This is a genomic window from Mesorhizobium sp. Arg314 (assembly GCF_053714275.1).
This window is the reverse complement of sequence record NZ_JBSKBP010000005.1, coordinates 167,054-193,887: the sequence shown is the minus strand read 5'-3', so window position 1 is coordinate 193,887 and position 26,834 is coordinate 167,054. Positions and strand designations below refer to the sequence as shown.

The window sequence follows — 26,834 nt, the reverse complement described above, 5'->3', positions numbered from 1 at the left end:
CGCCAAGCCGACGGGAAGGGGAGTTACATGCGCGACCCACGCTACGACATTCTGTTCGAGCCGATGAAGATCGGTCCGGTGACCGCCAAGAACCGCTTCTATCAGGTTCCCCATTGCAATGGCGGCGGCTATCGCGATCCGTCGGCGGCGGCCGAGATGCGCCGCATGAAGTCCGAAGGCGGATGGGGCGTGATCTTCACCGAGCAGACGGAGATGCATCACACTTCCGAGATCACGCCGTTCATCGAGCTCAGGCTATGGGACGACGCCGACATTCCGGCCTTGGCCAAGATGGCCAAAGCCATGCACGAATACGGGGCGCTCGCCGGTGTCCAGCTCGCCTATTCCGGCATCAACGGTCCCAATCTCTACACCAAGGAAGTCCCGCGCGGGCCGTCAGCCCTGCCGATCCGCACCTTCACCAACGATCCGGTGCAGGCGCGCGCCATGGACAGAGAGGATATCCGCGACCTGCGCCGCTGGCATCGCAATGCCTTCAAACGCGCCAAGCAGGCGGGTTTCGACCTGGTATGCCTCTACGGCGCGCATGGCTTCGGCATCATCCAGCATTTCCTGTCGACCGCCACCAACCAGCGCAACGACGAATATGGCGGCTCGCTGGAAAACCGCTCGCGGCTGATGCGCGAGCTGATCGAGGAAGGGCGCGACGCGATCGGCGACACTTGCGGCCTGACGCTCAGGCTGTCGCTGGACGAGATGATCGGCGAGCTTGGCTTCGCCAACTCGGAAGTTCGCGACATGATCGAGATGCATGCCGACCTGCCCGATCTATGGGACCTCGCCCATGGCGCCTGGGAGGATTGCTCCGGGCCGTCGCGCTTCAAGGAAGAGGCGGCGCAGGAAAGCCTGGTCTCCGGCATCAAGAAGCTGACCTCGAAGCCGGTCGTCGGTGTCGGCCGCTTCACCTCGCCGGATGTGATGGTCAGGATGATCAAGTCGGGTACGCTCGACTTCATCGGTTGCGCGCGCCCGTCGATCGCCGATCCCTTCCTGCCCAAGAAGGTCGAGGAGGGACGCATCGAGGAAATCCGCGAATGCATCGGCTGCAACATCTGCATCACCGGCGACATGACGATGTCGATCTCGCGCTGCACGCAGAACCCGACCTTCATGGAGGAATGGCGCAAGGGCTGGCATCCGGAGCGGATGCAGGCCAAGGGTGACAGCGACAGCGTGCTGATCGTCGGCGCCGGACCCGCGGGGCTGGAGGCAGCCCGCGCGCTCGGCCTGCGCGGCTACCAGGTGGCGATCGCGGAAGCCGGCACCGAGCTCGGCGGACGCGTGGCGCGCGAGAGCTTGCTTCCGGGCCTCTCGGCATGGGGCAGGGTGCGCGACTATCGCCAGTATCAGCTCAGCCAGATGTCGAACGTCGATATCTATTTCGAAAGCCGGCTGACGGCGGACGACATCCTGTCCTTCGGCTTCCAGAATGTCGCCGTCGCGACCGGATCGACCTGGCGGCGGGACGGCGTCGCCCGCGCCCATGTCGTGCCGATGCCGATCGAAGCCGCCATGCCGGTCTACACGCCCGACGATCTGATGGACGGCAAGGTCCCTTCCGGCAACGTCGTGCTGTTCGACGACGATCACTACTACATGGGCGGCGTCCTTGCGGAACTGATGGCGCGTCGGGGCGCCAAGGTGACCTTGGTGACCCCGTCGGCCTATGTCTCGGACTGGACGCGCAACACGCTGGAGCAGGGTGCCATCCACCGCCGCCTGGCGGAGCTGGGAGTCGATATCGTCCTCAACAGGGCCGTCACGACTATCGCTTCGGGCGGCGTCGTCTCGGCCTGCGTCTATACCGGCGCGCGCCACGAACTGACGGCCGACGCGGTCGTTCTGGTCACGTCGCGCAATCAGGACGACGGCGTCTGGCGCGAGCTCAAGGCGCGGAAACACGAGTGGACCGACAATGGCATCCGCTCGATCAAGGTCGTCGGCGACGCCGAAGCACCGGGGCCGATCGCCTGGGCCACCTATGCCGGCCACCGCTTCGCCCGTGAGCTGGACGAACCCGGTATCGGCGATGCCTTGCCTTTCCGTCGGGAAGTGACGGCGCTGGCGGCGGAATAGAGACCGTCCGGCCGTTGTGGTCGGGCGGCAATGGGGAAGCCGCACGATACCGGCCCGTTACGACTTGACGATCTCCGTTACGCAATGGACGTAGTCCATGCGGTGCTCTTCAGGTGTTCGCGCGACATCGGCTTCATAGGCGTTGTAAAAATCGTCGATGATTGCGGAGCGGTCGCCTGCGGGACGCGAGGTATCGAGCGCGTTCGCAAAAACGGTCTCGGACCAGGAGCGCAGCGTTGGCACATAGGCCCTGGCGAAATCCTGTGCATTGCGATGGGTGCGGAAGGCCTGTGCATAGGGGCAGGGCGTCACCATGGTAAACATCGTCTCCAGCCTTAGTCCGGCCTGCGACACCGGCGAGGCGGGATCGCGAAACGGCGCGGCGAATTCCTCCGGTGTCTTGTAGAATTGCTGGAACGTCGCGTTGACGTATTCCGTCTCGCTGATCCGCCCGGCGCGAAGCAGATCGCGCCAATGGCGCGCGAAGCTATCGAACATATCGGCGCCTGTCGTGTGGCCGAGATAGCGGCCTTCGTCGTCAACGCAGAAATTGGCCAGCGCGAGCCTGCCGCCGGACCGCAGCTCGCGCGCCCTGGCAAGCAGGATCGTCTCCCAGTCGCGCAGGGCCTGGGCGCGAAATTGCTCGCGCTCGGCATCGGTCGCGCCGACCGCCTGAACATGGTCGGCGATCATGCAGGGTCTTTTGCTGATCCAGTGCATCGCCGTGGCGGAAAAGCCGAACGACAGGGAATTGTCCGGCACGATCTGCCGGTAAAAGCTGGTACCGCTGCCGAAGATGTAGAGGGCAGGGGTGTCCGCCAGCGGCATGTCGGTGGAAGGCCCAAGAAGGCCCTGGCTGAGCCGGAACAGGGTCGAGAAATCGTTATGCGGCAGGTCGGTGTAGGTGATCGATATCGCCCGATGCGGTTCCGTCTCCCGCAAGGCGCCAACCAGCCGCCGCATCATGTCCATCGAGGTGCCCCCATCCGCCGCGCCGAAATCGGCGATCGCGAATGGCTGGCCGTCGGCCAACCGAGGCATCCTGGCGACAGCCTCGACGACGAGGTCGCCGACCTTGTCGATGACGTATTTGGCGCCGACGGTGTTGGCCGAATAATAGCCCGACCCCCGCATGGCGATTTTCTGGCCGTCGGCTGCGCTCATTTCCTTCTCCCTTTATTCATCGTCCACGCGTCCTCCACCGGCTCCGCGGACGCGCGACCTTTCGCTTTCCGGCACATAGGTTTTGGCCGCGAAAGAATTCAGCGCCGCGAGCGTGCGTTCGTCGATCGCTCCGCGGCGGCCCGTGATTGGCTGCTCTGCCCTGCTGCGGCTTTCGATAACGATATCGGTTCGAGGCGTAAGCGGCCCGACCGGCTGCGCAATGCGCATGTTCGAGCGGCGCAGCATGGCGTCGAGCCAGATCGGCAGGCCGACATTCAGGATCGACAGCGGCATCGCGGCCGCCGGAGGCGGATCGTCGAGCAGCAGGGCTGCGGTTCGGATGGGACAGAGCGGCCTTTCGGCAGGCTTGTCAGCCTCGCCGCTCCGCCAGCGCGCCGCGCGGGCAGGATCGGGCGCCGCGAAGGATTGCGCCTTTTCGACAAGGCTCAGCATGGCCTGGCCCCAGTCTTCGTCGTCGATAGCGATCCTACGTGCGGCCCGCCCGACATCCTCGGCCAGACCCCACGAAAATCCCGCGCCCCGCGCCGCCTTGGTGCTCAGTGCTTCCACCTCGTTGAGCGACAAGTCGATCACGCGGTTCCCCCAGCTGGCACCGCCGTGGCGACATCCTCGATCAGAGGCTCGCCGCTGAAGAGCGCGATCCGCAGCCAGCGATCGGAGCGAGGATCGAAACTGCGCGCACCAAAGAACGCCAGCTTGGCGCGCAATATGTCGACAGGTCTCAGATCCGCGCCGATCAGATTGTCGTGGATTTCGGCATAGGGGAATTTGGCGACGATCTGGGCGCGCCGCACCGCGTGGCGCCATTCAGGCCGGCGCAGCAGGAAGTCCGCGACGCGGCCTGAGGCCGGTTCGTTTGCTAGCGCTGCTGCCAGGCTGAGTGCATCGCGCGCGGTGGCCAGAGGCTGTTCAAGCTCGGCGCCGTCCTCCTCGAAGCGCTCGCCAAGTCGGGGCTCGAGCTTCTCCGCCGAGACGTACCAAAACCGCGCATTGGCGGCCGGATCGGCGAAGTCGGCGCTCGCCGCCCAGGAGTAGCTGCCGAGAAGCGCCTGGCGAAGCGAACCGCAAGTCACGCTGCCATCGATGCCATGGCCGGGTGTCTCGTCGGCCTTCATCGTGTCGCCGAGCTCATCAACCAAAGCGCCGTGCGGCTCGAGGATCAGGGAGAGGCAGGCCTCCTGCCCCTCAAGCGAGAAGCGGTCTTCCGCGAAGCGATAGAGCTCATCCCAGGGATGGGGCTTCGCCAGAAGCTGATCCAGGTTTTCCGCCAGCGTGTCGAGATCGTCGGCCAATAACCGGGTTGCGACGGCCTGGCGGCTGTCGTCGCTGTGCCAACGGGCGACGCGTCGGCGCAGGTCAGTGAGGGTCTGCAAAAACGCTTTTCGTTCCGCTTCGCCGGCATGCGGTTCAGCGCGAACCCGCGCCAGCGCGGTTTCGCGGGCAAGGAACCAGCTATGCGTCAAAAGCGGATGGCGAACGAGGAAGGGGGCCATGCCCAGCCCCGTCGCATTTCCCACCCCGAGCGCCCGGCGCAAATCCGGCGCAAGCCTCGCCGCGCCGATGGGATTGCGGCTGTGGGCGACGTGGTCGGCCAGGTCGAGGGTGAAGGACCGGATCAACCAGACCGTGAGCATCTCTGCCTGGAAGGATCCGGAAAGCTCCGGCCGCGAGGCGATCTCGTCGCGATCGGCGATGCCGAACTTGCCGTTGCCGTAGACCGCCGTCGTGCGCAGCAGATAGCCGACACCGAGCAGTTGCTCCTCGTCCGGCTGCTGTCCATGCGCCAGCGCTGAAGCGACTTCTTCGAACAGCCTGACGCTCTTGTTCGCGCGGGCCAGCACGAGTTCGCGGCTCGTGAAACGGCCTGCCTCCTGCAAGGGTGCATTTGCTTCCAGCCGCGCGACCTCGGCAGCGTCCGGCAAGCCGTCATAAAGCACGTAGCTCGTATCCCAGGCCTGCGCGATCACACGGTCGGAACGCCTCTCGTCGTCGAGCGGCGTCGAAAACGCCACCAGACTATAAGTCCTTGCTGGTGTCTCGACCGCATAGACCGCGCGTCCAAATCCGTGGTCGTCCAGTTCGAACCGGTCCTTGCGTACGTGCCACTGCTCCCTGGTGGCGCGGCGGATCAGCTGGCGCAGGAAGCTGAGCCGTGTCGGATGCGCCGCGCCAAGCCGTTGCAGGCGCATGACCACATCTGGCGGACGCAGCGCGATCGCCGTCATGCAGCGGTCCCTGCGAGCTTCTCGAGAGTGGCAAGCGTTTCGGCCGCCACTTCGATGCCTTCGCTTGAGTTGCGCTCGCGCGCGCCGAAGCGCTTTGTCCCGGGAAGTCTCGCCTCGCCGACGAAGGCGCCGGTCACGGTTTCCAGCTTGCCTGCGAACGCGCCTGCCGAAGTCGCGTCGGGTAAGACCGCCAGGAAGAACTGACCGGTTCCCGGCGGGCCTCCGGCGGTGCCGGAGAAGGGGCTGGCGACCAGCCCGGGATTGGCTCCCGTCAGGCATGCGGCAAAGATTTCCACCAAAAGGGCGGAGCCGACGCCCTTGTAGCCGCCAGCCGGCGCCATCGAGCCCTTCAACGCTTCGCTGGCGTCGGTGGTTGTCTCGCCGCTTTGATCGAAGGCCCAGTCGGGAGGGATCGGTTCGCCGGCGCGGGCGCGCTTGATGACCTCGCTCTTGGCGACGACGCTCGCGCTCTGATCGATGACGAGGCGCGCGCCGCCCTGTCCGTCCGGGACCGCGAGCGACCAGGGATTGGTGCCGACGGCCGCCTTGCGTCCGCCCCAGGGCGCGATCGAGGCCGGCGCGTTGGTGAACCCCAGCCCGACCAGGCCGGCCTCAGCGATGCGTTCGGTGTGATAGCCCAGCGCGCCGCAATTGTAGGAATTGCGGATCGCGAGAGCCGCGACACCTTGCGCGCGGGCCGCTTCGATCAGCGGCGCCAGGCCGGTGGCGATTGCGGCGTGGGCAAAGCCGTTGCCGGCATCGACGGCAACGACCGCCGGAGCGGGTTGCGTCAGGCGCGGCTTTGCCAGCCCCAGAACCTTGCCGCAGGTCAGATGCTCGCAATAGGTCGGCAGATACATCAGGCCGTGCGATTTCAGGCCGTCGCGTTCTGCCGCCGCGATGCCGGCAGCCAGGGCCTCGGCCTGCGCCTCGCTGGCGCCGTGACGTATCAGGGCTGTGCGCGCGAGCGTCTCGATCCGGGCTTGCGTCAGGCGTGTCATCCGGTCACCCACAAATCATGCCGCGGCATAGCCGAGCTCTCCTTCGCTCGCCCGTGTCTGCAGGCGAATGCATTCGATGAACCGCAGCGAGGCGGGCTGCAGGTTGCGGCCCTCCTTGGCGATCCAGCCGACCGTCCGGCTCGAGCGCGGATCGGCAAGCGGCAGGAAGCGCACAGCATGGCTGCATTTCCAGCGACAGAGCCGGGGCAGGATGGTGACGCCGAGCCCGGCCTCCACCATAGCCAGGTTGGAACTCACATTGGTCGCGGTGAGTTTGGAGCCGGCGGCAAGAGCCTCGGTCTCGGCAATGCCAAGCGCCGCGGCCGCGCCATTTTGGATGAAGCTCTCACCGTCGAGTTGCGCCCATTTCAACGGACGCTTCGATTTTGCCAAAGGATGATCGACCGGGCAGACGAAATCGAGCGGCTCGTGGAACAGTGGCTCGAAGCTGAGTTGCGGCCGCCGGGTTGCCAGCACGCACAGCCCGACCTCGACCATGCCGTTTTCGACCGCGTCGACGATGGCGCTGGAATCGCTGTCGCGGACGTGGATGTCGAAATTGCTGCCCTCGGCGCGAAGCTGGGCGATCGCGCGCGGCAGCAAGGTCACGGCGACCGAAGGCACGCTTGCCACGTCGCAGCGTCCCTGCATATCCGCCGCGTAGCTGGTCATCGCCAGGCAGGCGCGATCGTAATGGGCGATCATGGCGCGCGCCTCATCGAGCACGATGCGGCCGACCGGCGAAAGCGCACCCTTGCGTTCGCTCTGGAACAGCGGCGCACCAATATCGTCTTCCAGCTGTTTCAAGGTCATCGACACGGCGGACGGCGTGCGGCCGATCTGATCCGCCGCGGCACGCACGCCGCCGGTCTCGCAGACCGCGACGAAGCTGCGCATGCCGGTCAGGCTGATGGTTTTGGTCACTGTTAAGCTTGCCTGAACATTTGTGCCAAAAATTGAGCTTGATTGAAGTTCACAGCATTGGTTAGGTCGTTGTCAACCGAATTGATGCAGGTCGGACAGAATGCTGAACGGTCGGAACTTCATTGCAGGCGAGTGGCGCGACGGCGTCGACTGGGTCGAGGATATCAATCCATCCGACGTGACCGATGTTGTCGGGCGTTTCGCACAGGCGCAGCCGTCCGATAGCCATGACGCCGTGGCGGCGGCTCATGAAGCCCAGCGGGAGTGGGCAGCGGTCGGCCTCGAAGCGCGAGCCGCCGTTCTCGATGCTATCGGACGCGAGTTGATGGCGCGCTCGAAGGAGCTTGGCGAACTGCTTTCGCGCGAAGAGGGCAAGACCCTTCCCGAGGGCGTCGGCGAGGTCTATCGCGCCGGACAGTTCTTCACCTATTTCGCTGCGGAGGCGTTGCGCAATCTCGGCGCTTCGGCCGACTCGGTCAGGGCAGCCGTGGATGTCCTGATCGAACGCGAGCCGCTCGGCGTCGTCGCGATCATATCGCCCTGGAATTTTCCCATCGCCACCGCGTCCTGGAAGATCGCGCCGGCGCTGGCTTTCGGCAATGCGGTGGTCTGGAAACCGGCCAGCGTCACACCGGCCAGCGCCTGGGCGCTGACCGAGATCATCAGCCGGCAGGCGATCCCGAAAGGCCTGTTCAACCTGGTGATGGGATCGGGGTCGACGATCGGCCGCGAGCTCGCAGCCAATGCCGACATACAAGGGCTGAGCTTTACCGGCTCCGGTGCCGTCGGCTCCGGTATCGCGGCCTTGGCCGCCGCGCGGTTCGTGAAGCTGCAGCTGGAAATGGGGTCGAAGAATCCGTTCGTGGTCATGGACGACGCCGATCTCGACCGCGCGGTCGACCTCGCCGTGAACGGCGCCTTCGGCGGTTCGGGCCAGAAATGCACGGCGTCTTCTCGATTGATTGTCCACCGGCCGGTGCATGATGCCTTCGTCGAAAAGCTGTTGGCGAAAACCAAAGCGTTGAAGGTCGGCCATGCCCTGCAGGCCGGCGTCCAGATGGGGCCGGTGATCAGCGCCGGGCAGCTCGCCGCCAATCTCGACTATGTGGCGCTCGGCAAAAGCGAAGGTGCCGAGCTTGCGACAGGAGGCGAGGCGCTCGACCTGGCGCACCGTGGCCACTACATGGCGCCCGCCGTGTTTCTCAATGGGCGCTCGCGCATGCGCATCAACCAGGAAGAGATGTTTGCGCCGATCACCTGCGTCATTCCCGCCGACGATCTCGACGAGGCGATCTTCCTCGCCAACGACACCCCCTATGGGCTGACGGCGGGCATCGTCACGCGCTCGCTGGCGCGCGCCACGAAGTTCCGCCACGCGTCGCGCTCGGGCTGCGTCATGGTCAACCTTGCGACCGCCGGCACCGACTATCACGTGCCGTTCGGCGGGGTCCGCGCCTCCAGCTACGGTCCGCGCGAGCAGGGACGCGCTGCGGTCGAGTTCTACACCCAGGTGAAGACGTCCTATATCCACGCGGGCGCGGCCGAATGACCAGCCACGCGCCTCAACTGCTCATCGACGGGCTGCAATATTGCAACTGGTCGCGAGATATTTTTGAACAGATGCGCCAGGGCGGGCTGACGGCGATCCACGCCACGGTCGGCTACCATGAAGGTTTCCGCGAGACAGTGCGCCACCTCGTCGATTGGCGCACACACTTCCGCAACAATGAGGACCTCATCCTTTTGGCGCGCGACAGCGGTGACATCGAGCGCGCCCGCGCCACGAACCGCACGGCTATTTTCCTCGGGCTGCAAAACCCAATGCCGATGGAAGACGACATCGGCTTGATCGAAATGCTCTTCGATCTCGGCATCCGCTTCGTGCAGCTCACCTACAACAACCAGTCGCTGCTCGGCTGCGGCTGGATGGAGAAGGAGGACAGCGGTGTAACGCGGATGGGGCGCGAGGCGATCGCCGAAATGAACCGGCTCGGCATGATCATCGATCTGTCGCATGCAGGCGAGCGGACCGCGCTGGAAACGATCGCGCTCTCGCAGCGGCCGGTGGTCATCAGCCACGCCAATCCGCGCTGGCTGCGCGACAGCAACCGCAATGTTTCCAAGACCGTCCTGCAGGCGCTGCGCGAAGGGGAAGGATTGCTCGGCCTTTCGCTTTATCCGCTGCATCTTCCGTACGGTTCCGACACGACGCTGGGGCAATTCGGGGAAATGGCTTCGGAAGCCGCCCGGATCATGGGAGCGGAGCATCTCGGCATCGGCTCGGATCTCTGCCAGGGCCAGCCCGACAGCGTCGTGCGCTGGATGCGCGAGGGCCGCTGGACCCGCGAGACACAGGCGGCAGCAAGCTTCCCGCCTCAGCCGTCCTGGTTCGGATCGAGCCTCGATTTTCCGAGACTTTCGCAAGGCCTTCTCTCGGCAGGCTTCGACAAAGCCGAAACTTCCCTTGTGCTCGGCGGCGCCTGGCATCGCTTCCTCAAGGCCAGCCTGCCTTCGACGCCGGCCTGAGCCGGCATTGCAGCTGGCGCGGTGGAGCGGTTCAGCGTTCATAGAATCACCGAAGCGCTCTAAGGCTTTAGCTTTTGCGCAATTCCGGGCGGAAAGCTGCGGCGAAGTCGCCGAGCCTGACCGCTTCGCACTTCTCCTGGAATTGCTCTACCCTGCCGGCTTGTCGTCCGGGTGCCCCAGCTCGCAAAACCAACCGCCGAGATATTTCACCGACGGTTTCTTCGGATCGGGAACAGGGGTCTTCGCCTCGACGGCGGCGCGGAACGGCTCGGCGCTGTCCTGCGGGATAAATCCAAGGTGGTCCGCGCCACTGTTGTCGACCATCTTCAGCTTGTTGTCGGAAATGCCGAACGAGATAGTGTGGCCGACGCGCGGTGCGGTCAGCGATGCCTCGACCAGGCGCACGCAGTCGGCGAAGGAGAGGTACGACCACAGCATGCGGCGGTCGGCCGGTTCGGGGAAGGACGAGAAGATGCGCAGGCATGCGGTTTCGATGCCGAATTTGTCCCAGTAGAGCCGGCTGAGGCTCTCGACGAAATTCTTCGATACACCGTAGAGGCTGTCGGGGCGCACCGGCGCGTCGACGCCGATATGCGCCTCGATCTCGTGATAGCCGATGGCATGCACCGACGAGGCGTAGATGACACGCTTCACGCCATGTTTCCGCGCGCCTTCATAGATATGGTAGGAGCCGCGGATGCTGGAATCGAGAATGGTCTGCCATTCGCATTCGAGCGGCGCGCCGCCAAAATGCACGATCGCGTCGCAATCCTTGGTGGCCGCGATCGTCGCCTCCATGTCGGCGAGGTCGAAGACCGCTTCTTCTTCGTGAGGCGCGAGATCGTGGAACGGTTCGCGCCCCGCCAGGCGGATGGTCTTGGCCAGCGGCACCAGCCCCTTGCGCAGTTCCGAGCCGAGCCGGCCGGCTGCGCCGGTGATCAGGATACGTTCGTAGTGCGGCATTCTTTACTCCACTTGCGCGACGGCGGCGTTGATCCGCGAGATCGCCTCGGTCAGCACCTCTTCGCTGGTCGCGGTCGAGATGCGGAAATAGGGTGACAGTCCATAGGCGACGCCCGGCACCGACGCCACCCGGCCTTCGTTGAGAAGATAATTCGATACAGCCGCGTCGTCCTCCAGCACGACGCCCTTGGGTGTCTTGCGGCCGATCAGGCTGGCGCAGCCGATATAGGCGTAGAAGGCGCCATCCGGCGGCGACAACGTCAGGCCGTTGATCTTCCTGATGCCGTCGACGACCAGGTCGCGGCGCCGCTCGAAAGCCTGACGGAAACGTGCGACCTCATGCTGCGGGCCGTTGAGCGCGGCGACGGTCGCTGCCTGGGCGATCGAGCACACCGACGTGCAGGACTGGCTCTGGATCGTCGACATCGCCTTGAGGAGCGGCGTCGGCCCGGCCGCGTAGCCGACCCGCCAGCCGGTCATCGCATAGGATTTCGAGACGCCGTTGACGATCAGCGTGCGGTCCTTGAGATTTGGGCACGCCTTACCGAACGAAACGAACTCGCGGCCGTCGAAGAGAATGTGTTCGTAGATCTCGTCGGAGAGGATCAGCACCTGCGGGTGTTCTGTCAGTACAGCACCCAGCGCCTTGAGATCGGATTGCGAATAAACCGCACCGGATGGGTTGCCTGGCATGTTGAGGAAAAGCCACTTTGTCCTTGGTGTGATAGCCTTTTCCAGCAGCGCCGGCGTCAGCCGGAAGCCGGTGGTCTCCGGGCATTCGACGACGACAGGCGTACCGCCGAGCAGCTTCACCATTTCCGGATAGGAGACGAAGTAGGGCGCCGGCAGGATCGCCTCGTCGCCGGTCTCCAGCGTCGCCATCAGCGCGTTGAAGATGATCTGCTTGGCGCCGTTGGCCACCACGATGTCGTCGGCCGTGTAGTCCAGCCCGTTCTCGCGGTGGAATTTTCCCGCGATGGCTTCGCGCACTTCAGACGTGCCGGCAGCGGCCGTATAGAGCGTTTGCCCGGCCTTCGCCGCGAAATGGGCGGCATCGATGATGTGATCGGGGGTTGGAAAATCGGGCTCGCCCAAGCCGAGGTCGATCACGTCGATGCCCTTGGCGCGCAGCGCCTTTGCCGCTTGGGAGGCCGCCATAGAAGCCGACGGCTTCACCACCGACAGGCGCGAGGCAACATAGCTCATCAGTCGTTCTCCGAGACGTATCCCTTGGATCGGTCATTGGCCCGTGCGCTGGCGCTGCGCCTGGCCGGATCGCCATAGCCGCCGCCGCCCGGCAGTTCGAGGATCAGCCGGCGCCCTGCCGGCACATGCTGCCAGCCTTTCGGGCGCATCTTGGTGCCGTCGTCGAGCTTGACCACGCCGGCAACGCCCGGCTTGCCGCCGTTGCGCCCGTGGGCCGGATGATTGACGCGGTCGAACATCGCCGAGAAGTCGAACTCGTGGCCGTCGGTCGCGGCGATCTCGATGACCTGTCCAAGGCCACCGCGGAATTCGCCGTCGCCACCGGAATTCGGGCGCAGCTCCTTGCGCCAGATCACGATCGGACCGGTGTGCTCCGTGGCCTCGATCGGCATCGTATGAACGCCGGACGGAAAAGCCGTCGCCGACAAGCCGTCGAGTTCGGGGCGCGCGCCCATGCCGCCGGAGTTGAACATCAGCACCTCGGCACGGCGGCCGGACGCACCGGCGACAGGCCGCGCCGAAATATGGATGTTCCACAGTGCGCCGGCGCCTTCGGCGAGGATTTTTCCGGGCAACGCCTTGGAGAAAGCCCCCAGCACCAGATCGGGAACCATGTGGCCGAAGATATGGCGAAGCGCCACCGGCGCCGGACGCACCGCGTTCAGGATGTTGATGGGCGACGACACAGTGAAGAAGGCGAGCGAGGCGGCATTGTTGGGAATGTCGGGCGCCACCATGCATTTCAGAGCATAGCAGGCATAGGCTTTGCTGTAGATGATCGGGCAGTTGATACCCCAACGGCTCATCGGGTCGGTGCCGGTGAAATCGACTTCGACATGGTCGTCGCGGACCGAGACCGTCGCGGCGAGCTTCACCGGCTCGTCGTAGCCGTCGGTCACCAGCTCGTTCGACCAGCTTCCCTTGGGCAGCGCCTCGATGCGTTCCAACATGGCGTCGCGGGTGCGCGAGAAGATGAATTCGCCGAGCCCGTCAAGCGAGGTGAGGCCGATCTCCTTCATCATGTCGACGAGGCGCCGGTGGCCGACCTCGTTGCAGGCGGCCAAAGAATAGAAATCGCCGACGACCTGGTTCGGCTCGCGGACATTGGCGCGCAGGATGCGGACGAGGTCGAGATTGACCTTGCCCTTTTCCGCGAACTTCATGATCGGGATCTGGATGCCTTCCTCATAGACCGACTTGCCGTCGGCGCCGAAGCCGCGCCCGCCGACGTCCACGACATGCGCCGTGCAGGCGAAAAAGGCCACGAGCTGGCCGTTCAGGAAAGAGGGCGACACCATGGTGATGTCGTGCAGATGCCCGGTGCCGAGCCAGGGATCGTTGGTGACATAGGTGTCGCCCTCGAACATGTTCTCGCGCGGGATTTCGTTCATGAAATGCAGCACGGCCTCGGCCATGGTGTTGACGTGGCCGGGCGTGCCGGTGACCGCCTGCGCCAGCATCTGGCCGCGCGGGTCGAACACCCCGGCCGACAGGTCGCCGGATTCACGCACCGAGGTCGAGAAGGCGGTCCGCAGCAAAGTGAGCGCTTGTTCCTCGACCACCGAGATCAACCGGTTCCACATGACCTGCATGCGGATTTCGCCAATGCTGTTCATACCTGGGTCGCTCATGCCTGGCTGCCTTTGCGGATCAGGAGGATCGCGCCGTCGCTCTGGATGACGGCGTCGAAGCTGGTGGTGACGACGGTGGAGGTCTCACGCTCGACGATGACGACCGGACCTGAGACGCGATCGCCGGCGCAAAGCGTGTCGCGCTCGACAATGCCGTAGGTCTGCGGAGCGCCGGTCGCCGGATCGAAAACCGAACGCGTCGTTGTCGGTTCGTTCGACTTCTTGCCCGTGGTCAGTTCGTGTCTCGTAACGGCAGGACGAACATCGGTGGCTTTCACCGACCAGGTGACGATCTCGATCTCCAGCCCGTCCAGACCTTCGATGGCGCGGCCGAAGAAGCGCTGGTAGTTGGTCTCGAACAACTCCTTGAGCTTGGCGACAGCATCGTCGCCGAACCGCTCGTCCGCCAGCGGCACCGGGATTTCCCAGCCCTGGCCGGCATAGCGCATGAAGGCGTTGATCTCGCAGACGATGCTGCCGCTGGCGCCGGTGCGCACAAAACCCTCGGCGGATGCCTTGAGGTCGGCCAACAGGGCGTTGACTTCGGCCGGCTTGAACCGCGACAGGCGCGTCAGCTTCGATGCCAGCGCCTCGTAGCCGAACGGAGCCTTGAGGAAGCCGATCGCCGATCCAACGCCGGCGCCTCTCGGCACGATGCACTGGTCGATGCCGAGTTTTTCGCAGAGCCTTGCCGCGTGAAGCGGCGCCGCGCCGCCAAAGGCGATCATCAGATTGTCGGAGATGTTCTTGCCGTTCTCGACGGCATGGACGCGGGCGGCGTTCGCCATGTTCTCGTCCACCACCTCGCAGATGCCGAAGGCGGTCGACATCGCGTTGAGCGACAGGCGCTCGCCCACATCGCGCATGATGGCCTGTTCCGACGCGGCAGTGTCGAGCTTGATCGCGCCGCCGGCGAAATTGTCGGGGTCGAGCTTGCCGAGCACGAGGTCGGCGTCTGTGATTGCCGGACGCTTGCCGCCGCGGCCGTAGCAGGCGGGACCCGGCTCCGATCCGGCGCTCTCGGGTCCAGTCTGGATCCGGCCCATGGCGTCGACCCAGGCGATGGAGCCGCCACCGGCGCCGATCTCGATCATCTCGATCACCGGAATGGAGATCGGCATGCCCGAGCCCTTGGAAAAGCGGTAGGTGCGCGCCACTTCGAAGGTCCGCGCGGTGCGCGGCGCATAGTCCTCGATCAGGCAGATTTTTGCGGTGGTTCCGCCCATGTCATAGGAGACGACCTTTTCCAGGCCGAAACGACGGGCGATGTCGGCGGCGAAGATGGCGCCGCCGGCCGGGCCGGATTCGACCAGGCGCACCGGGAATTCCGAAGCGGTTTCCACCGAGATCAGGCCGCCGCCCGAATGGATCATGAAAACCGGGCACTCGGCGCCCATGTCCTTCAGGCGCGTCTGCAGGCGGGCGAGATAGTCGGCCATCTGCGGCCGCACATAGGCGTTGGCGCAGACTGTGTTGAAACGCTCGAACTCGCGCATCTGCGGCGAGACTTCGGCGCTGATCGAAATCGGGATGCTAAGCGTGCGCGACAGGATCTCGCGTGCCCGGCGCTCGTGCTCCGGATTGGCGTAGGCATGGATGAAGCCGATCGCCACCGAGCCGAAACTCCCAGCCGCGATGCGCTCGGCGATCTCTTCGAGGGCGGCTTCGTCGAGCGGCTGCAGTTCCTGGCCCTCGGCGCCGATGCGGCCCTTGACCGTGAAGCGGTCCTCGCGCGGGATCAGCGGCGTCGGCAGTTGCAGGTTGAGATCATATTGCTCGAAACGGTTTTCCGTTCGCATCTCGATCACGTCGCGGAACCCATCCGTCGTGACCAGCGCGGTCTTGGCTCCCCGGCGCTCGATGAGCGCGTTGGTGGCGAGCGTCGTGCCATGGATGATGATGCCGATCTCGGCCGCCGAAATTCCGGCGTCGCCGACGACCACATCAATGCCATCGAGGATCGCCTGCTCCGGCGCCGCGTAATTGGTCAGCACCTTGGTGGAGAACATCGTTCCCCTGACATCGAGGGCGATGTCGGTGAAGGTGCCGCCGATGTCGGCGCCGAGGCGGATGTCTTCGGTTCTGGAGGTCATGCCTTGGCCTTCTGCGAAGCGAGCGCGGCGTCGCGCATCTGGGAGAGGGTCTGCCGGGGTGTGAGCGCTTCGGGCGATATGGCGATGTCGAGGACAGCGCCGGTCGCGGAGTTGAGCGCCCGCCGGAACGCCGCCGCGAAATCCTGCGTCGTCTCGACGCGCTCGGCGTGAAAGCCATAGGCCCTTGCCAGCGTCACGAAGTCCGGGTTCTCGAGCGAGGTTCCGGAAACGCGGGCCGGATAGTTGCGTTCCTGGTGCGCGCGGATCGTGCCGTAGATGCCGTTATTGATGATCAGCACGATCGGCTGCGCGCCCGCCTGCATGGCGGTGCCGAGTTCCTGGCAGTTCATCTGGAAGTCGCCGTCGCCGGCAAAGCAGACGACCGTGCGCTGCGGATAGGCGACCTTGGCGGCGATCGCCGCCGGCAGGCCATAGCCCATGGCGCCGGATTGCGGAGCAAGCAGCCGGGCCTCCGGGCCGAACTTGAAGAACTTGTTCGGCCATACCGTGAAATTGCCGGCGCCATTGGTGAGGATGACGTCGGCCGGCAGGTTCTCGCGCAGCCAGGCGCTGACCGCGACCATGTCGACAGGACCAGGCTGCACAGGCGCCGCGAACGTCCCCTCATAGGCCTTGCGCGCCGCCGCGCGCCAGCCGGCCCAGGCGCCCTTGACCGCGGTCAGCGCCTTGGCGAAGGCGTTCGGGCCGGCATGGATGCCGATCGCCGGCACATAGATCTTGCCGATCTCGCGGTCGGAACCGTGGACATGGATGAGCTTCTGGGTCGGCTCGGGCACGGAAAACAGCGTATAGCCGTCCGTAGTCATCTCGCCGAAGCGGACATTGACCGCCAGGATCACGTCGGCATCGCGGATCAGGTTCTTGACATGCGGCACCATGCCGACGCCGGCCTCGCCGGCGAAGACCTGCGAATGATTGTCGAACTGGTCCTGATAACGGAAGGCGGCGACGACCGGGATGTCGGAAGCCTCGGCAAAAGCCTGGAGCGCGGCGCGACCATCCGCCGTCCAGTTGGCGCCGCCCATGAGCAGCACCGGCCTCTCGGCCGCCGCCAGCATATCGAGGGCCGATGCGATGGCGTCCGGCGACGGAGCGGCCTCGAAAATCGACGCGGGGCCGCCGAGTGGTGCGGCCTCGGTCACCGTTGTCAGCATGTCTTCCGGCAGTGCGACCACGACTGGACCGGGCCTTCCGGTCAAGGCGGTGGTCCAGGCGCGCGCCACGATCTCGGGGAGCCGCGCGACGTCATCGACCTCGACCGCCCACTTGGCGACGGTTCCGTACACTGCGCGGTAGTCGATTTCCTGGAAGGCTTCGCGCCCCTTCATGTCGGTGCCGACCTGGCCGACGAACAGGATCATCGGCGAACTGTCCTGCATCGCGGTATGCACGCCGATGCTGGCATTGGTCACGCCGGGGCCGCGGGTGACGAAGCAGATGCCCGGCGTGCCGGTGAGCTTGCCGTAGGCGGAGGCCATGAACGACGCGCCGCCTTCGTTGCGGCAGAGCACATAGTCCAGCTTGCCATGCGTGTCGTGCAGCGCGTCGAGAACGGCGAGATAGCTCTCACCGGGAACGCCGAAGCTCTTGGTCGCGCCCAAGGCGATCAGGCACTCGACAAGAAGGCGACCGCCATTGCGGACCATGCTTCGACATCCTTACAAATGGCGGCAAGCGGACGATGCTGCCTTTCGGATTTATACCTGCACCCCAGCGGGCCGGTGCGAAATCAAGAAATACGGTTCATTCGAAAGTTTTTCTTTACTGTCGCACGCGCACCCGAACGCCGGGATTCATCGTGGCCTGCGGATCGAATGCGCGCTTCAACTGCGCCATGAGGCTTCTCAGTCGGAAAGCGGGGTCGGTTTCGGCAAGGAGATCTTGAGGTCGCTCCGCCAATCCTCCTGGGCCAGCCATCGATGCAGGGCAGCCACCGCCTTCACGCGCAGATGCCCGCGCGGGACGACGAGATAGAAACCGGGGACTTCCTCCGGCCTCATATCGGCAATGGCGTCGCGGCCGATCGGCGCGATCAGCGCGCCGGAGCGGAAATCCTCCTCGGCGTCGATGACGGAAACCAGGCCGACGCCGATGCCTTGCAGGGTCGCCCGGCGCATGGTCGCCGCGTCGTCGAAGCTGATGCTGCGGTCGCCATCCGTCAGCTCGACGCCAAGGTGTCGCAATATGTCCGGCCACAGGCGCTTCGACTTGACGGTGTCGAGCAGCGTGAAGCGCTTCAGATCATGCGCCGACTTGATCTTTTCGCCGATCGCCGGCGTGCAGCAGATGATCTTCGGGTCCGGCACCAAAAGCGTGGTCTCGTAGTCGGGCCAGTTGCCGTAGCCCCACTGCACCGTCATATCGATGTCGTCGCGCCCGAAGTCCGGCAGGTCGACCATGGTGGTCAGGCGCAAATCGGCGCCCGGCAGGATCTCGCGGAACAGCGAAAGCCGCGGCAGCAAATAGTGCGTGGCGAAATACGGGCTCGCATTGAGGTTGATCCGGTCGCGGTAATTCGACTTGGTGACGCGCCGAACGCCCTCGGAGAATTCGTCGAAGCCTGCCTTGACGTAGTGCGAGAGCAGAATGGCGGATTCGGTCAGCTCGATCGAGCGGCCCTTGCGCTCGAACAGCGTGACCTGGAGCGTGTCTTCCAGGAGCTTGATCTGCTGTCCTACCGCTTGCGGCGTCACCAGCAGCTCGTCGGCGGCCTGCCGGAAGCTCTTGTGCTGCACAACGGCGTGGAAGACGCGCAGCGCGTTGAGCGAAGGAAGGCGAAGCTTGCCGGTCATGGTGAATTCCGCCTCCTTTCGTTCGAGACTCCGTCGATCATGCACTGCCCAATGTCAGCCGCGCCCGGCTGACGAAGTTGGTTTATGCGTAGATGTAACCACCTGAAACGATGACGTTTTCACCCGTCATGTAAGTGTTCTTGGGTCCGCCGGTCATGAGCACCCATTCGGCGATTTCGGCCGGCTCGGCGCCACGGCCGAGCGGGCTTGCCTTGGCAAGCTCCTCGAGGAAGCCGAGGGCCGTTGCCTTCTCGGTGGCCATGCCGGCGGGCGCGACGGAATTCACCAGGATGCCGTCCTTGGCGACGTGATGGGCAAAGGAACGCGTCAGGCTGACCACGGCAGCCTTGGTGGCCGCGTAATGCGCGTTCTGCGGATGCGCCTTGAAGGCGTCGACGGAAGTCAGGTTGACGATGCGGCCGCGCACATGGGCTTTCGGATCCTGCGCCTGCATGTGGCGAACCGCGGCCACCATCATGTGGTAGGTGCCCTTGATGTTGATGCCGTTGGAGGCGTCCCAATCGGCGTCGGTGATGTCGAGCAGCGGGCGGCGCGGATAGATCGCGGCGCAGTTGATCAGCGTGTCGACATGTCCGAGCTTGGCTACGATCGCGTCGAAGGCGGCGTGGCATTGAGGGCCGACCTGGATATCGCAAGCCGCAGCCGCGACCGGCAGGCCCTTGGCCTTCGCCGGTTCGAGCGCAGCCTCGGCGGCTTGCTGGTTGATGTCGATGATGCCGATCTTTGCCGCCCCGGCTTCCACGGCCATGCGGGCGAGAAGGGCGCCGAGGCCGGCGCCGCCGCCAACGATCAGAACGGAAAGGTCTTTCATTCCAGTTTTCCTTACTTGGTGCCGCTCGGCGAGGTCGGCCATGTCGGCATGATGTCGAAACGGGTCACGTCGGCCCATGCAGGGAGTGCGAGCACGCCGACGACCATCCTGGCCACGTCATCCGGCTGCACCACTTTTGCGGCGTACATGGCCGCGCGCGCATCGACGTCGAGAATGTCCTTGTAGAGCTGCGTCTCGACGCGGCCGGCGACGATCTCGGTGACGCGTATGCCGAACTGGGAGAGGTCGGCGCGCAGCGCGGCGGCAAAGCCGGAGATCGCCGCCTTGGTGGCCGAATAGACGGCAATGTTGGAAAACGCCGCGTGGCCCGCGACCGAGCCGGTGAACAGGATATGCCCCGATTGCCGCTCGCGCATCTTTGGTACGACGAGGCGGGTGAGCAGGATCGCCGCGCTGAGGTTCACCTCCAGCGTGGTGTCGATGTCGGCGATCTTCATGTCGGCGAAATTGCCGAGCGGCGGCATCATGCCGGCATTGTTGATCAGCACATCGATGGTGAGATCCGCCAGCACCGATTCCAGCGCTTCACGGTCGGTGACGTCGACGGCGATCGGCACGATGCCGGGACGTTCGGCCTGCAGCTCTTTGAGCGCGGCCTTGCTGCGGCCAACCGCGTACACGTCGTAGCCGGCGTCGCACAAGGCGATCGCCATGGCGCGCCCTATGCCGCTCGTTGCACCTGTGATGAAGGCTGTCGTCACCTGGGCTTCCCTGATTGCTTGATGCTCAGTCTGCGGCTTGGGCCGATGCCGCGAAACCAAGAAAAGCAGCAAAAAGGAAAGATAAACTTTCGAAAAGCTGTTTCGACGCTCGAAATGTTCCACGCTGCCTATGCGATTTCCGAAGCCACAAATCAAAGAAAAACAATAGCTTCGGAGCACCAAGAAAGGTGTTCCGCCGTCCAGCGGAGCAAAAACATGGCTTTCGCAACCGCTTGGCCGGCTGCTTTCGGCCTGGGCGCTCAGGATCGCAAGTCGCCGAACCTATCCGCCTGTCGATAGCGGCTTCTTCAACCTGGTGAAGAGCGAGGCCGCGGCGGCCTTTTGCTCGGCGTCCGTCGCCTCGACGCCGGAGGCTTTGGCCAGGGCGCGCACGCGTCCCAGGCTGTTTTGCAAATGCTTGCGCATGGCTTGGCGGGCCTTGCCGCCATCCTGCCTTTCGATGGCGTCGACGATGGCTTTGTGCTCGCTGTGGATGCGCGCGTAATAGCTGTCCTTGAGAGCAGGCTCGACCACGTAGCCGAGTTGGAAACGCGGCACGATCATCGGCCCGAGATAACTCAGGAAGCCGTGGATGAATTCGTTGCGCGCCGCCTTGGCGATCGCGAGATGGAAATCGTAGTCGTAGTGGATCTGGACCGCGGCGGGGTCCGCCTGCTGGGCGTCGATGTCATCCATCATCGCCCGGATATCGCTGGCTTGCTTGTCAGTGCGGCGTTCGGCGCAGAGCCCGGCGGATTCCACTTCGACGCTCAATCTCAGTTCGAGCAAGGCGATGGTTTCCGGCAGGGTACGCAGAGCCTCGTCGGGGATCGAGAAATTGCGTGGCACCGGCGTTTCGCTGACGAACATGCCGCGGCCCTGCTGCGGCACCACCATGCCCTCCGAGCGCAGCCGCGCCACCGCTTCGCGCACGACGGTACGGCTGACATCGTATTCGGCGCAAAGCTCTACCTCGGTCGGCAGTTGCGCGCCAGGCTGCAACTGTCCGGAGCTGATCTTTTCGGCCAGGCTCTCCGCCACCACGGTGGAAAGCGGCTTGCGCTTCGTCATTTACGTGCTTCCGTCCAAGATTCGGGCCGTTCAAGTTCAGATTCGGGATGATGCCCGAACCGGCAAGACCATTCAAACCGCCGCCGTGACGATGAGTTCGACCAGCATTCCGGGTTTGGCCATCCGTCCCTCGCCGGACGAGCGCGCCGGCCCTTGGGCATCCAGGCATCCCACACCGTGTTGACCTCGTCGAAATCGCGCACATCGTCCAGCCACATCTGGACGTGAAGGATGCGGGTCTTGTCCGTCCCGGCCTTGCCGAGCAGCGCATCGATCTTGCCGAGCACCTCGCGCATCTGGTCGGCCGCGGACTGGCCGGGCCGAGCGACCTGGCCGGTCAAATAGAGCGTGCCGTTGTGGATGACGCCGTGATGGATGCGGGTGTCGAAATCGAAGCGCTGGATATCGCTCACGGGATGCCTCTCAGATTGTCGGTTTCTGGCGGATGGGATTGCCTTGCAAATATTGCGCGTAAGGCGCCTGGACGAGCCAGCCGGCATCGACCGGAAGGGTGACGCCGGTGATCGACGCGGCGCGGACGGAGCAGAGGAACAAGGCCGCCTCGGCGACATCGCGCGGCTCGACGAAACGGCGCAGCGCGGTGGTGGCCTGTATGGCTTGCGGGTTGCGCTCGCCCTTCTCGATCTTTGCTTTCAGTCCGTCCGATAGCGTGTAGCCGGGCGCCACGGCATTGACGCGAACACCGTGCGGACCGAGCTCGGCGGCCAGCATCTGCGTGAGCGCCAGAACCGCGTGCTTTCCGGGTGTGTAGGCCGGGAGCGACAGCGGCGCGAAAGAGGCAAGCGAGCCGACATTGAGGATCGCGCCGCGCCCGGCGGCCGACATCAGCCGGCCGAACACCTGGCAGCCCAGCAGCGTGCCGCGATAGTTGATGCGCCACATCCGCTCGTCTTCGGCAAGATCCTGGTCCAGCACGTGCTTGCCGCTCTGCAGGATGCCGGCGCAATTGACCACCACGTAGGGTGTGCCGAACGCGTCTACGACATCTGCAGCCAGAGCCTCGACAGAGGCGGGGTTGCCGACATCGGTCTGCACGAAGAGGGCGCGTGGCGCGCCTGCACTCTCGCAGGCGCTGGCTGTCTCCTTGCCTCGGACGGCATCGCGGCCAGCGACGACCACCTGATAGCCATCCTCGGCGAAGCGTTCGGCCATTGCGCGTCCGATGCCGGACGTGCCGCCGATGACGACGGCGGTCTTCGCATCAGCCATTGCGGCGATCCTTGCGCTCGATGTCGAAGAATTCGGCCATGGCCTCGACCTGGAAGTCCATCATCGGCCGTCCGGGCTGGATGTGGCAGCCGATCGCTTTCGCGGCCTTGAGCAGTGCCGTTTCGGCCGGCTCCATGATGATGTCGACCACCGTCATGTTCGGGGTCAGCTTGCTCACATCCATCGGCAGCGGGTCGCTGGCTTTGAGGCCGGCCGGCGTGGCGTTGATCGCCATATCCATGCCGGACGGATCGGGCTCGCCAATCTCGATGCGGCAATTGGGGAACGACTTGTTGACCAGCACAGCGAGCTTTTGCGCGCGGTCCCTGTCGACATCGGTGAGACGAATCTCGGCCGCGCCTTCCTCGGCCAGGCAATAGGTCAAGGAGGAGCCCGCGCCGCCGGCGCCGACCTGGAGGATGTGCTTGCCGGCGATCTGGTGGCCGCCCGCCTTCAGCCCATCGATGAAGCCGACGCCATCGAAATTGTCGGCATACCAGGTCCCGTCGGCCTGCCGGCGCACCGAGTTGGCGCTTTGCACGCGCGCGGCACGGTCATGAGCCGCCGCGCATTTGTGGTAGACCGGGACCTTGTAGGGCACCGAGATGATCACACCCCTGATGTTTTCGGCCGCCGTGATGCCGGCCCAGAAAGTGCCGAAATCTTCCGGACGGCAGCTCAGCGGCACCATCAGGCTGTCGAGTCCCTTCTGCTCGAAGATTTCGTTGAATATCCCAGGGCTCTTCGCATGGCCCACGGGATGGGCCAGCATGACGAAGATGTCGGCTTTGCCGGTTCCGCGCATCGGTTATTCCTTTCTGTTTGACAGTTCGTGATCACTCAGGATTTCGAGGGCCCGCACGAGCGACGAATGGTCGGCTTCCGCGCCACCGGCTCGGGCTCGAGCCGAGCAGGCACGCGCTCCACATCGGGCGTGTCGGGCAGCATGGTGATGACGATCTCGGAGACGCGCGCCACTTCGGCCGGGGAGGCGACGACCGATGCTTTCAGGTCTTCCGGCAAGGGGGAGAGGTTCAGGACAGTGACGATCTCATGTCCGGCATCGGCGAGATGCCGCGCCATCGGCGCACCCATGACCCCCAGCCCGATGAAGCCGATTTTCACGCGCAACTCCCATTTGGGGTTCGAGCCGTCTTGCAGCTCAAGAGAGCCGTATGATATAGGACATCATACAAATTTCAATCCACCTTTTCCACGGAGATCGATCGCAAAATGCAGGAGCGCGTCAATTCGCTGAAGGCGGCCGTCGAGGCCGGCCGGCCGCACATCGGCATCTGGTGCTCGCTGGCCTCGGCGCTGACCACCGAGGTGGTGGCTGGCTCCGGAGCGGGCTGGCTGCTGATCGACGGCGAGCACAGCCCGAACGATCTGCGCAGCATCATGGCGCAGCTGCAGGTCGCGGCGGCGTTTCCCTGCGAGGCGGTCGTGCGCCTGCCGTCGGACGATGCCAATTTGATCAAGCAGGCGCTGGATATCGGCGCCCGCAGCCTGATGATCCCCAATGTGCGGACGGCCGAGCAGGCACGCGCAATCGTGGCCGCGGCAACCTATGCTCCGGGCGGCTTCCGCGGCTTCTCGGTCGGCCACCGCGCCAACGCATTCGGTCGCATTGCCGGCTATCACGCCAAGGCGCGCGAGCAGCGGCTTCTGGCCGTTCAGATCGAGGACGAGACTGGTGTCGCCAATGCGGCCGAAATCGCAGCGGTGGATAGCGTAGACGTCCTGTTCGTCGGGCCGGGTGACCTTTCCACGAATATGGGCGCGATGGGCAATCCAGGTGCGGCGCATGTGCAGGAAGCGATATCGTCCGTATACAAGGCCGCTGCCTCTGCAGGCAAATCGAGCGGCATCCTGGCTCCATGAAGGCTGACGCGGACCGCTATCTCGCCGACGGCTTCATGATGGTCGCCGTCGGGTCGGACCTCGGCCTGCTGGCGCGGGGCTCGGATGCTCTGATCGCCTCGTTCAACCAGTAGAGCGGAGAACAGAAGTGGCTATCCCCCCTTACAAGGCACCTTTGCGCAGCGCCTATGACATTGTCATCGTCGGCGGCGCCGTCGTCGGCTCATCGACGGCCTACTGGCTGAGCCAGGCGCTGGGCAGCGGCACCTCGATCCTCGTGGTCGAACGCGACTCAAGCTACGAGTTTTCCTCGACGGCGCTGTCCACCAGCGCCATCCGCCAGCAATATTCCAATCCGATCAATGTGAAGATCAGCCAGTTCGGCATCGAGATCATCCGCGGCTTCCAGGAGCGAATGGCGCCGTTCTACAAGGACGAGCCTGCCCCCGATCTCGGCTTCAAGGAGCACGGATATCTCTATTGCTGCTCGCCCGAAGGCGTGGAAGCGGCCAAGGAACGGGTCGATCTGCAGCGCAGCCTCGGTGCCCACACCGTCTTCCTCGAACCAGGCGCGCTGAAGGAACGCTTCCGATGGCTGAACGTCGATGATCTCGGCGGCGGCTCCTGGGGTTCCCGTGAGGAGGGCTGGTTCGATTCCATGGGCATGCTCAACGGGTTCCGCCGCGCCGCACGTGGCAGCGGCGTCGAATATATCGACAATGCGGTGACCGGATTGGATGTGGTCGATGGGCGGGTGGTCTCCGCCCGCCTCGGGACGGGCGAGACGGTTTCTTGCGGTACGCTGGTCAACGCCGCCGGCCCGAGAGCGCAGCAGGTGGCCGGCATGGCCGGCCTCTCTATCCCGGTCGCGCCCTACAAGCGCTACAGCTTCGTCTTCGCCAGCGCCAATCCGATCCCGGGACGGATGCCCAATGTCATCGACCTTTCCGGCACCTTCGTGCGCCCGGAAGGTGACCTTTTCCTCACCGGCAACACGCCGCAGCGCGATGGACCGGCCGATTACGACGATTTCGAAATGCATTTCGAGGAGTTCGACGACTATATCTGGCCGGCGCTATGGCACCGTATTCCGGCTTTCGACGCGCTGAAGGTGCAAACCAGCTGGACCGGCCATTACGAATACAACATGCTCGACCACAACGGCATTGTCGGCTTCCACCCCGCGGTGACGAACTTCATGTTCGCCAATGGCTTCTCGGGCCATGGCCTGCAACAGTCGCCGGCTGTCGGCCGGGCGGTGTCGGAGCTGATTGTTCATGGCGCCTTCCAGACGCTTGACCTGTCGCCCTTCTGCTACGAGCGCGTCCCGCGCAACGAGCCGTTCCTCGAAGAAGCGGTGATCTAGGGCAATTCCAGCAAAAGTGCGCAGCGATTTCCCGTTCGAAATTGCGTAAGAACAAGGATTTTCGAGGCCGCCGCCGGGTTCGAGCGGGTCGGCGGCCTCGAATCGGCGGCTCAGGCCGCGTATCTCGCCATCACGGGCTGCCTTGACCACTGGGCGTACCAGGTGTCGAACAGCCTGAGCTGCTGCTCGGCATAGCCGCGCTGGCTGTCGCTCAGCGCATCGGTCTCGTTGAAGTGCAGCCTGTACTCCGGGTCACCCTTGAGCACCATCATGTGCTTGAAATAGAGCACCAGGTCCGGGCCCTCGTCGAAGGAGGACAGCACGGCGAACGCGGCATCCAGCTCCTGCGCGAGCCGACGCGCTTCAGCATCGCCCTTCGCCGCCGCCTGGCTGAGACCCACCAGATGCAGCACTTCCCTGGGCAGCACGTTGCCGATGCCGGTGATGGCGCCCGACGCCCCGCAATTGACGAAACCGTGGAAGACGGCGGTGTCGACGCCGATCATCAGCGCGACCTCATCGTCGCGGCTGGTGATGTTTTCCGCCGCGTAGCGCAGATCCGACGGGCCGCCGAATTCCTTGAAGCCGACAAGGTTCGGATGTTCGGCCCGCAGCGCGAAGAAGAGATCGGCGCGCGTGGCGAAGCCGTAATAGGGGCTGTTGTAGATGACCGCCGGCAGGTCGGGGGCGGCGGAAAGGATCGCCTTGAAGTGGTGGCGCTGCGCCGTCACCGAGGGCCCGCGGGACAGCACACGCGGGATCACCATCAGCCCCCGTGCGCCGACCTTTTGCGCGTGCGCGGCGTGCGCCACGGCACTGGCGGTGTTGACCGCGCCGGTGCCGACGATCACCGGCACGCCGGCCTTGACCAGGCGCTCGACGCCCTCCATGCGCTGCGCGTCGGTCAGCAGCGGCCAGTCGCCCATCGAGCCGCAATAGACGACAGCCGACATGCCGGCGGCGATCAGCTCGCGACCCTTGCGCACCAGCGCGTCGAAGTCGGGAAGCCGGTCATTGGTGCAAGGCGTCATCAGCGCCGGCATACAGCCGGAAAAAACATTGGCGGTCATTTCGGATTCTCCTTGA

General features: G+C 64.7%; 22 protein-coding genes and 2 pseudogenes. 5 read left to right on the top strand and 19 right to left on the bottom strand.

The window, feature by feature from the left end; genetic code table 11:
• Positions 1 to 27 precede the first annotated feature (27 nt).
• Positions 28 to 2,097, top strand: a complete 2,070-nt coding sequence (locus ACWGS9_RS07850; RefSeq protein WP_454504701.1) for an oxidoreductase — start codon at positions 28 to 30, stop codon at positions 2,095 to 2,097.
• A 57-nt stretch (positions 2,098 to 2,154) separates the two neighbouring features.
• Here the strand turns inward: ACWGS9_RS07850 and ACWGS9_RS07845 are convergent, their stop codons facing one another.
• The 5 genes from ACWGS9_RS07845 to ACWGS9_RS07825 all read right to left on the bottom strand — a co-directional run bounded on the left by ACWGS9_RS07845 (position 2,155) and on the right by ACWGS9_RS07825 (position 7,432).
• The gene (locus ACWGS9_RS07845; protein WP_454504700.1) at positions 2,155 to 3,261 is read right to left on the bottom strand and encodes a class I SAM-dependent methyltransferase; all 1,107 of its coding nucleotides are present in this window, start codon (positions 3,259 to 3,261) and stop codon (positions 2,155 to 2,157) included.
• A 12-nt stretch (positions 3,262 to 3,273) separates the two neighbouring features.
• Positions 3,274 to 3,855 carry a DUF3726 domain-containing protein gene (locus ACWGS9_RS07840; protein ID WP_454504699.1) on the bottom strand — a complete coding sequence of 194 codons (582 nt, stop codon included), beginning with the start codon at positions 3,853 to 3,855 and terminating at the stop codon, positions 3,274 to 3,276.
• Entirely contained in the window at positions 3,852 to 5,249 is a 1,398-nt protein-coding gene (locus ACWGS9_RS07835; RefSeq protein WP_454504698.1) for a hypothetical protein, read from the bottom strand. The genes ACWGS9_RS07840 and ACWGS9_RS07835 overlap by 4 nt, the downstream gene beginning before the upstream one ends.
• Before the next feature lie 254 nt (positions 5,250 to 5,503).
• Entirely contained in the window at positions 5,504 to 6,508 is a 1,005-nt protein-coding gene (locus ACWGS9_RS07830) for an Ldh family oxidoreductase (RefSeq protein WP_454504697.1), read from the bottom strand.
• Between the two features lie 15 nt (positions 6,509 to 6,523).
• Positions 6,524 to 7,432 carry a LysR family transcriptional regulator gene (locus ACWGS9_RS07825; RefSeq protein ID WP_454504696.1) on the bottom strand — a complete coding sequence of 303 codons (909 nt, stop codon included), beginning with the start codon at positions 7,430 to 7,432 and terminating at the stop codon, positions 6,524 to 6,526.
• A gap of 100 nt (positions 7,433 to 7,532) precedes the next feature.
• Here ACWGS9_RS07825 and ACWGS9_RS07820 point away from each other — a divergent pair, with 100 nt between their 5' ends.
• Complete coding sequence (locus ACWGS9_RS07820) at positions 7,533 to 8,981, top strand: aldehyde dehydrogenase family protein (RefSeq protein ID WP_454504695.1); 1,449 nt, start codon at positions 7,533 to 7,535, stop codon at positions 8,979 to 8,981.
• Entirely contained in the window at positions 8,978 to 9,958 is a 981-nt protein-coding gene (locus ACWGS9_RS07815) for a membrane dipeptidase (protein ID WP_454504694.1), read from the top strand. Before ACWGS9_RS07820 ends, ACWGS9_RS07815 begins: the two co-directional genes overlap by 4 nt.
• A 147-nt stretch (positions 9,959 to 10,105) precedes the next feature.
• Here the strand turns inward: ACWGS9_RS07815 and ACWGS9_RS07810 are convergent, their stop codons facing one another.
• The 13 genes and pseudogenes from ACWGS9_RS07810 to ACWGS9_RS07750 form a co-directional block, all read right to left on the bottom strand.
• The gene (locus ACWGS9_RS07810; RefSeq protein ID WP_320215306.1) at positions 10,106 to 10,921 is read right to left on the bottom strand and encodes an NAD-dependent epimerase/dehydratase family protein; all 816 of its coding nucleotides are present in this window, start codon (positions 10,919 to 10,921) and stop codon (positions 10,106 to 10,108) included.
• A gap of 3 nt (positions 10,922 to 10,924) precedes the next feature.
• The gene (locus ACWGS9_RS07805; RefSeq protein WP_454504693.1) at positions 10,925 to 12,127 is read right to left on the bottom strand and encodes a pyridoxal phosphate-dependent aminotransferase; all 1,203 of its coding nucleotides are present in this window, start codon (positions 12,125 to 12,127) and stop codon (positions 10,925 to 10,927) included.
• Complete coding sequence (locus tag ACWGS9_RS07800; protein WP_454504753.1) at positions 12,127 to 13,743, bottom strand: hydantoinase B/oxoprolinase family protein; 1,617 nt, start codon at positions 13,741 to 13,743, stop codon at positions 12,127 to 12,129. Before ACWGS9_RS07800 ends, ACWGS9_RS07805 begins: the two co-directional genes overlap by 1 nt.
• An 11-nt stretch (positions 13,744 to 13,754) precedes the next feature.
• Positions 13,755 to 15,851 carry a hydantoinase/oxoprolinase family protein gene (locus tag ACWGS9_RS07795; RefSeq protein WP_454504692.1) on the bottom strand — a complete coding sequence of 699 codons (2,097 nt, stop codon included), beginning with the start codon at positions 15,849 to 15,851 and terminating at the stop codon, positions 13,755 to 13,757.
• Positions 15,848 to 17,518, bottom strand: a complete 1,671-nt coding sequence (locus ACWGS9_RS07790) for a thiamine pyrophosphate-binding protein (RefSeq protein ID WP_454504691.1) — start codon at positions 17,516 to 17,518, stop codon at positions 15,848 to 15,850. Before ACWGS9_RS07790 ends, ACWGS9_RS07795 begins: the two co-directional genes overlap by 4 nt.
• Before the next feature lie 198 nt (positions 17,519 to 17,716).
• Complete coding sequence (locus tag ACWGS9_RS07785) at positions 17,717 to 18,664, bottom strand: LysR substrate-binding domain-containing protein (protein WP_454504690.1); 948 nt, start codon at positions 18,662 to 18,664, stop codon at positions 17,717 to 17,719.
• Between the two features lie 82 nt (positions 18,665 to 18,746).
• Positions 18,747 to 19,496: an SDR family NAD(P)-dependent oxidoreductase gene (locus ACWGS9_RS07780; protein WP_454504689.1), complete on the bottom strand. Its 750-nt coding sequence runs from the start codon at positions 19,494 to 19,496 to the stop codon at positions 18,747 to 18,749.
• 11 nt (positions 19,497 to 19,507) lie between these two features.
• Complete coding sequence (locus tag ACWGS9_RS07775) at positions 19,508 to 20,218, bottom strand: SDR family oxidoreductase (protein WP_454504688.1); 711 nt, start codon at positions 20,216 to 20,218, stop codon at positions 19,508 to 19,510.
• 282 nt (positions 20,219 to 20,500) lie between these two features.
• Positions 20,501 to 21,289, bottom strand: coding sequence for a FadR/GntR family transcriptional regulator (locus tag ACWGS9_RS07770; protein ID WP_454504687.1), 789 nt, complete (start codon positions 21,287 to 21,289; stop codon positions 20,501 to 20,503).
• 72 nt (positions 21,290 to 21,361) lie between these two features.
• Positions 21,362 to 21,702: pseudogene (locus ACWGS9_RS07765) on the bottom strand (RidA family protein).
• Positions 21,703 to 21,712: 10 nt separating this feature from the next.
• Complete coding sequence (locus ACWGS9_RS07760) at positions 21,713 to 22,519, bottom strand: SDR family NAD(P)-dependent oxidoreductase (protein ID WP_454504686.1); 807 nt, start codon at positions 22,517 to 22,519, stop codon at positions 21,713 to 21,715.
• Positions 22,512 to 23,324 carry a shikimate dehydrogenase family protein gene (locus tag ACWGS9_RS07755; RefSeq protein ID WP_454504685.1) on the bottom strand — a complete coding sequence of 271 codons (813 nt, stop codon included), beginning with the start codon at positions 23,322 to 23,324 and terminating at the stop codon, positions 22,512 to 22,514. The genes ACWGS9_RS07760 and ACWGS9_RS07755 overlap by 8 nt, the downstream gene beginning before the upstream one ends.
• A 110-nt stretch (positions 23,325 to 23,434) precedes the next feature.
• Positions 23,435 to 23,614, bottom strand: a pseudogene (locus tag ACWGS9_RS07750) (NAD(P)-binding domain-containing protein); the annotation flags it as partial.
• A 138-nt stretch (positions 23,615 to 23,752) separates the two neighbouring features.
• Here ACWGS9_RS07750 and ACWGS9_RS07745 point away from each other — a divergent pair.
• Both ACWGS9_RS07745 and ACWGS9_RS07740 read left to right on the top strand, forming a co-directional pair.
• On the top strand, positions 23,753 to 24,403 hold the full coding sequence (locus ACWGS9_RS07745; RefSeq protein ID WP_454504684.1) for an HpcH/HpaI aldolase family protein: 651 nt from the start codon (positions 23,753 to 23,755) through the stop codon (positions 24,401 to 24,403).
• 127 nt (positions 24,404 to 24,530) lie between these two features.
• Positions 24,531 to 25,748: an NAD(P)/FAD-dependent oxidoreductase gene (locus tag ACWGS9_RS07740; RefSeq protein WP_454504683.1), complete on the top strand. Its 1,218-nt coding sequence runs from the start codon at positions 24,531 to 24,533 to the stop codon at positions 25,746 to 25,748.
• Between the two features lie 110 nt (positions 25,749 to 25,858).
• Here the strand turns inward: ACWGS9_RS07740 and ACWGS9_RS07735 are convergent, their stop codons facing one another.
• Positions 25,859 to 26,818: a dihydrodipicolinate synthase family protein gene (locus tag ACWGS9_RS07735; protein WP_454504682.1), complete on the bottom strand. Its 960-nt coding sequence runs from the start codon at positions 26,816 to 26,818 to the stop codon at positions 25,859 to 25,861.
• Between the last annotated feature and the right edge of the window lie 16 nt (positions 26,819 to 26,834).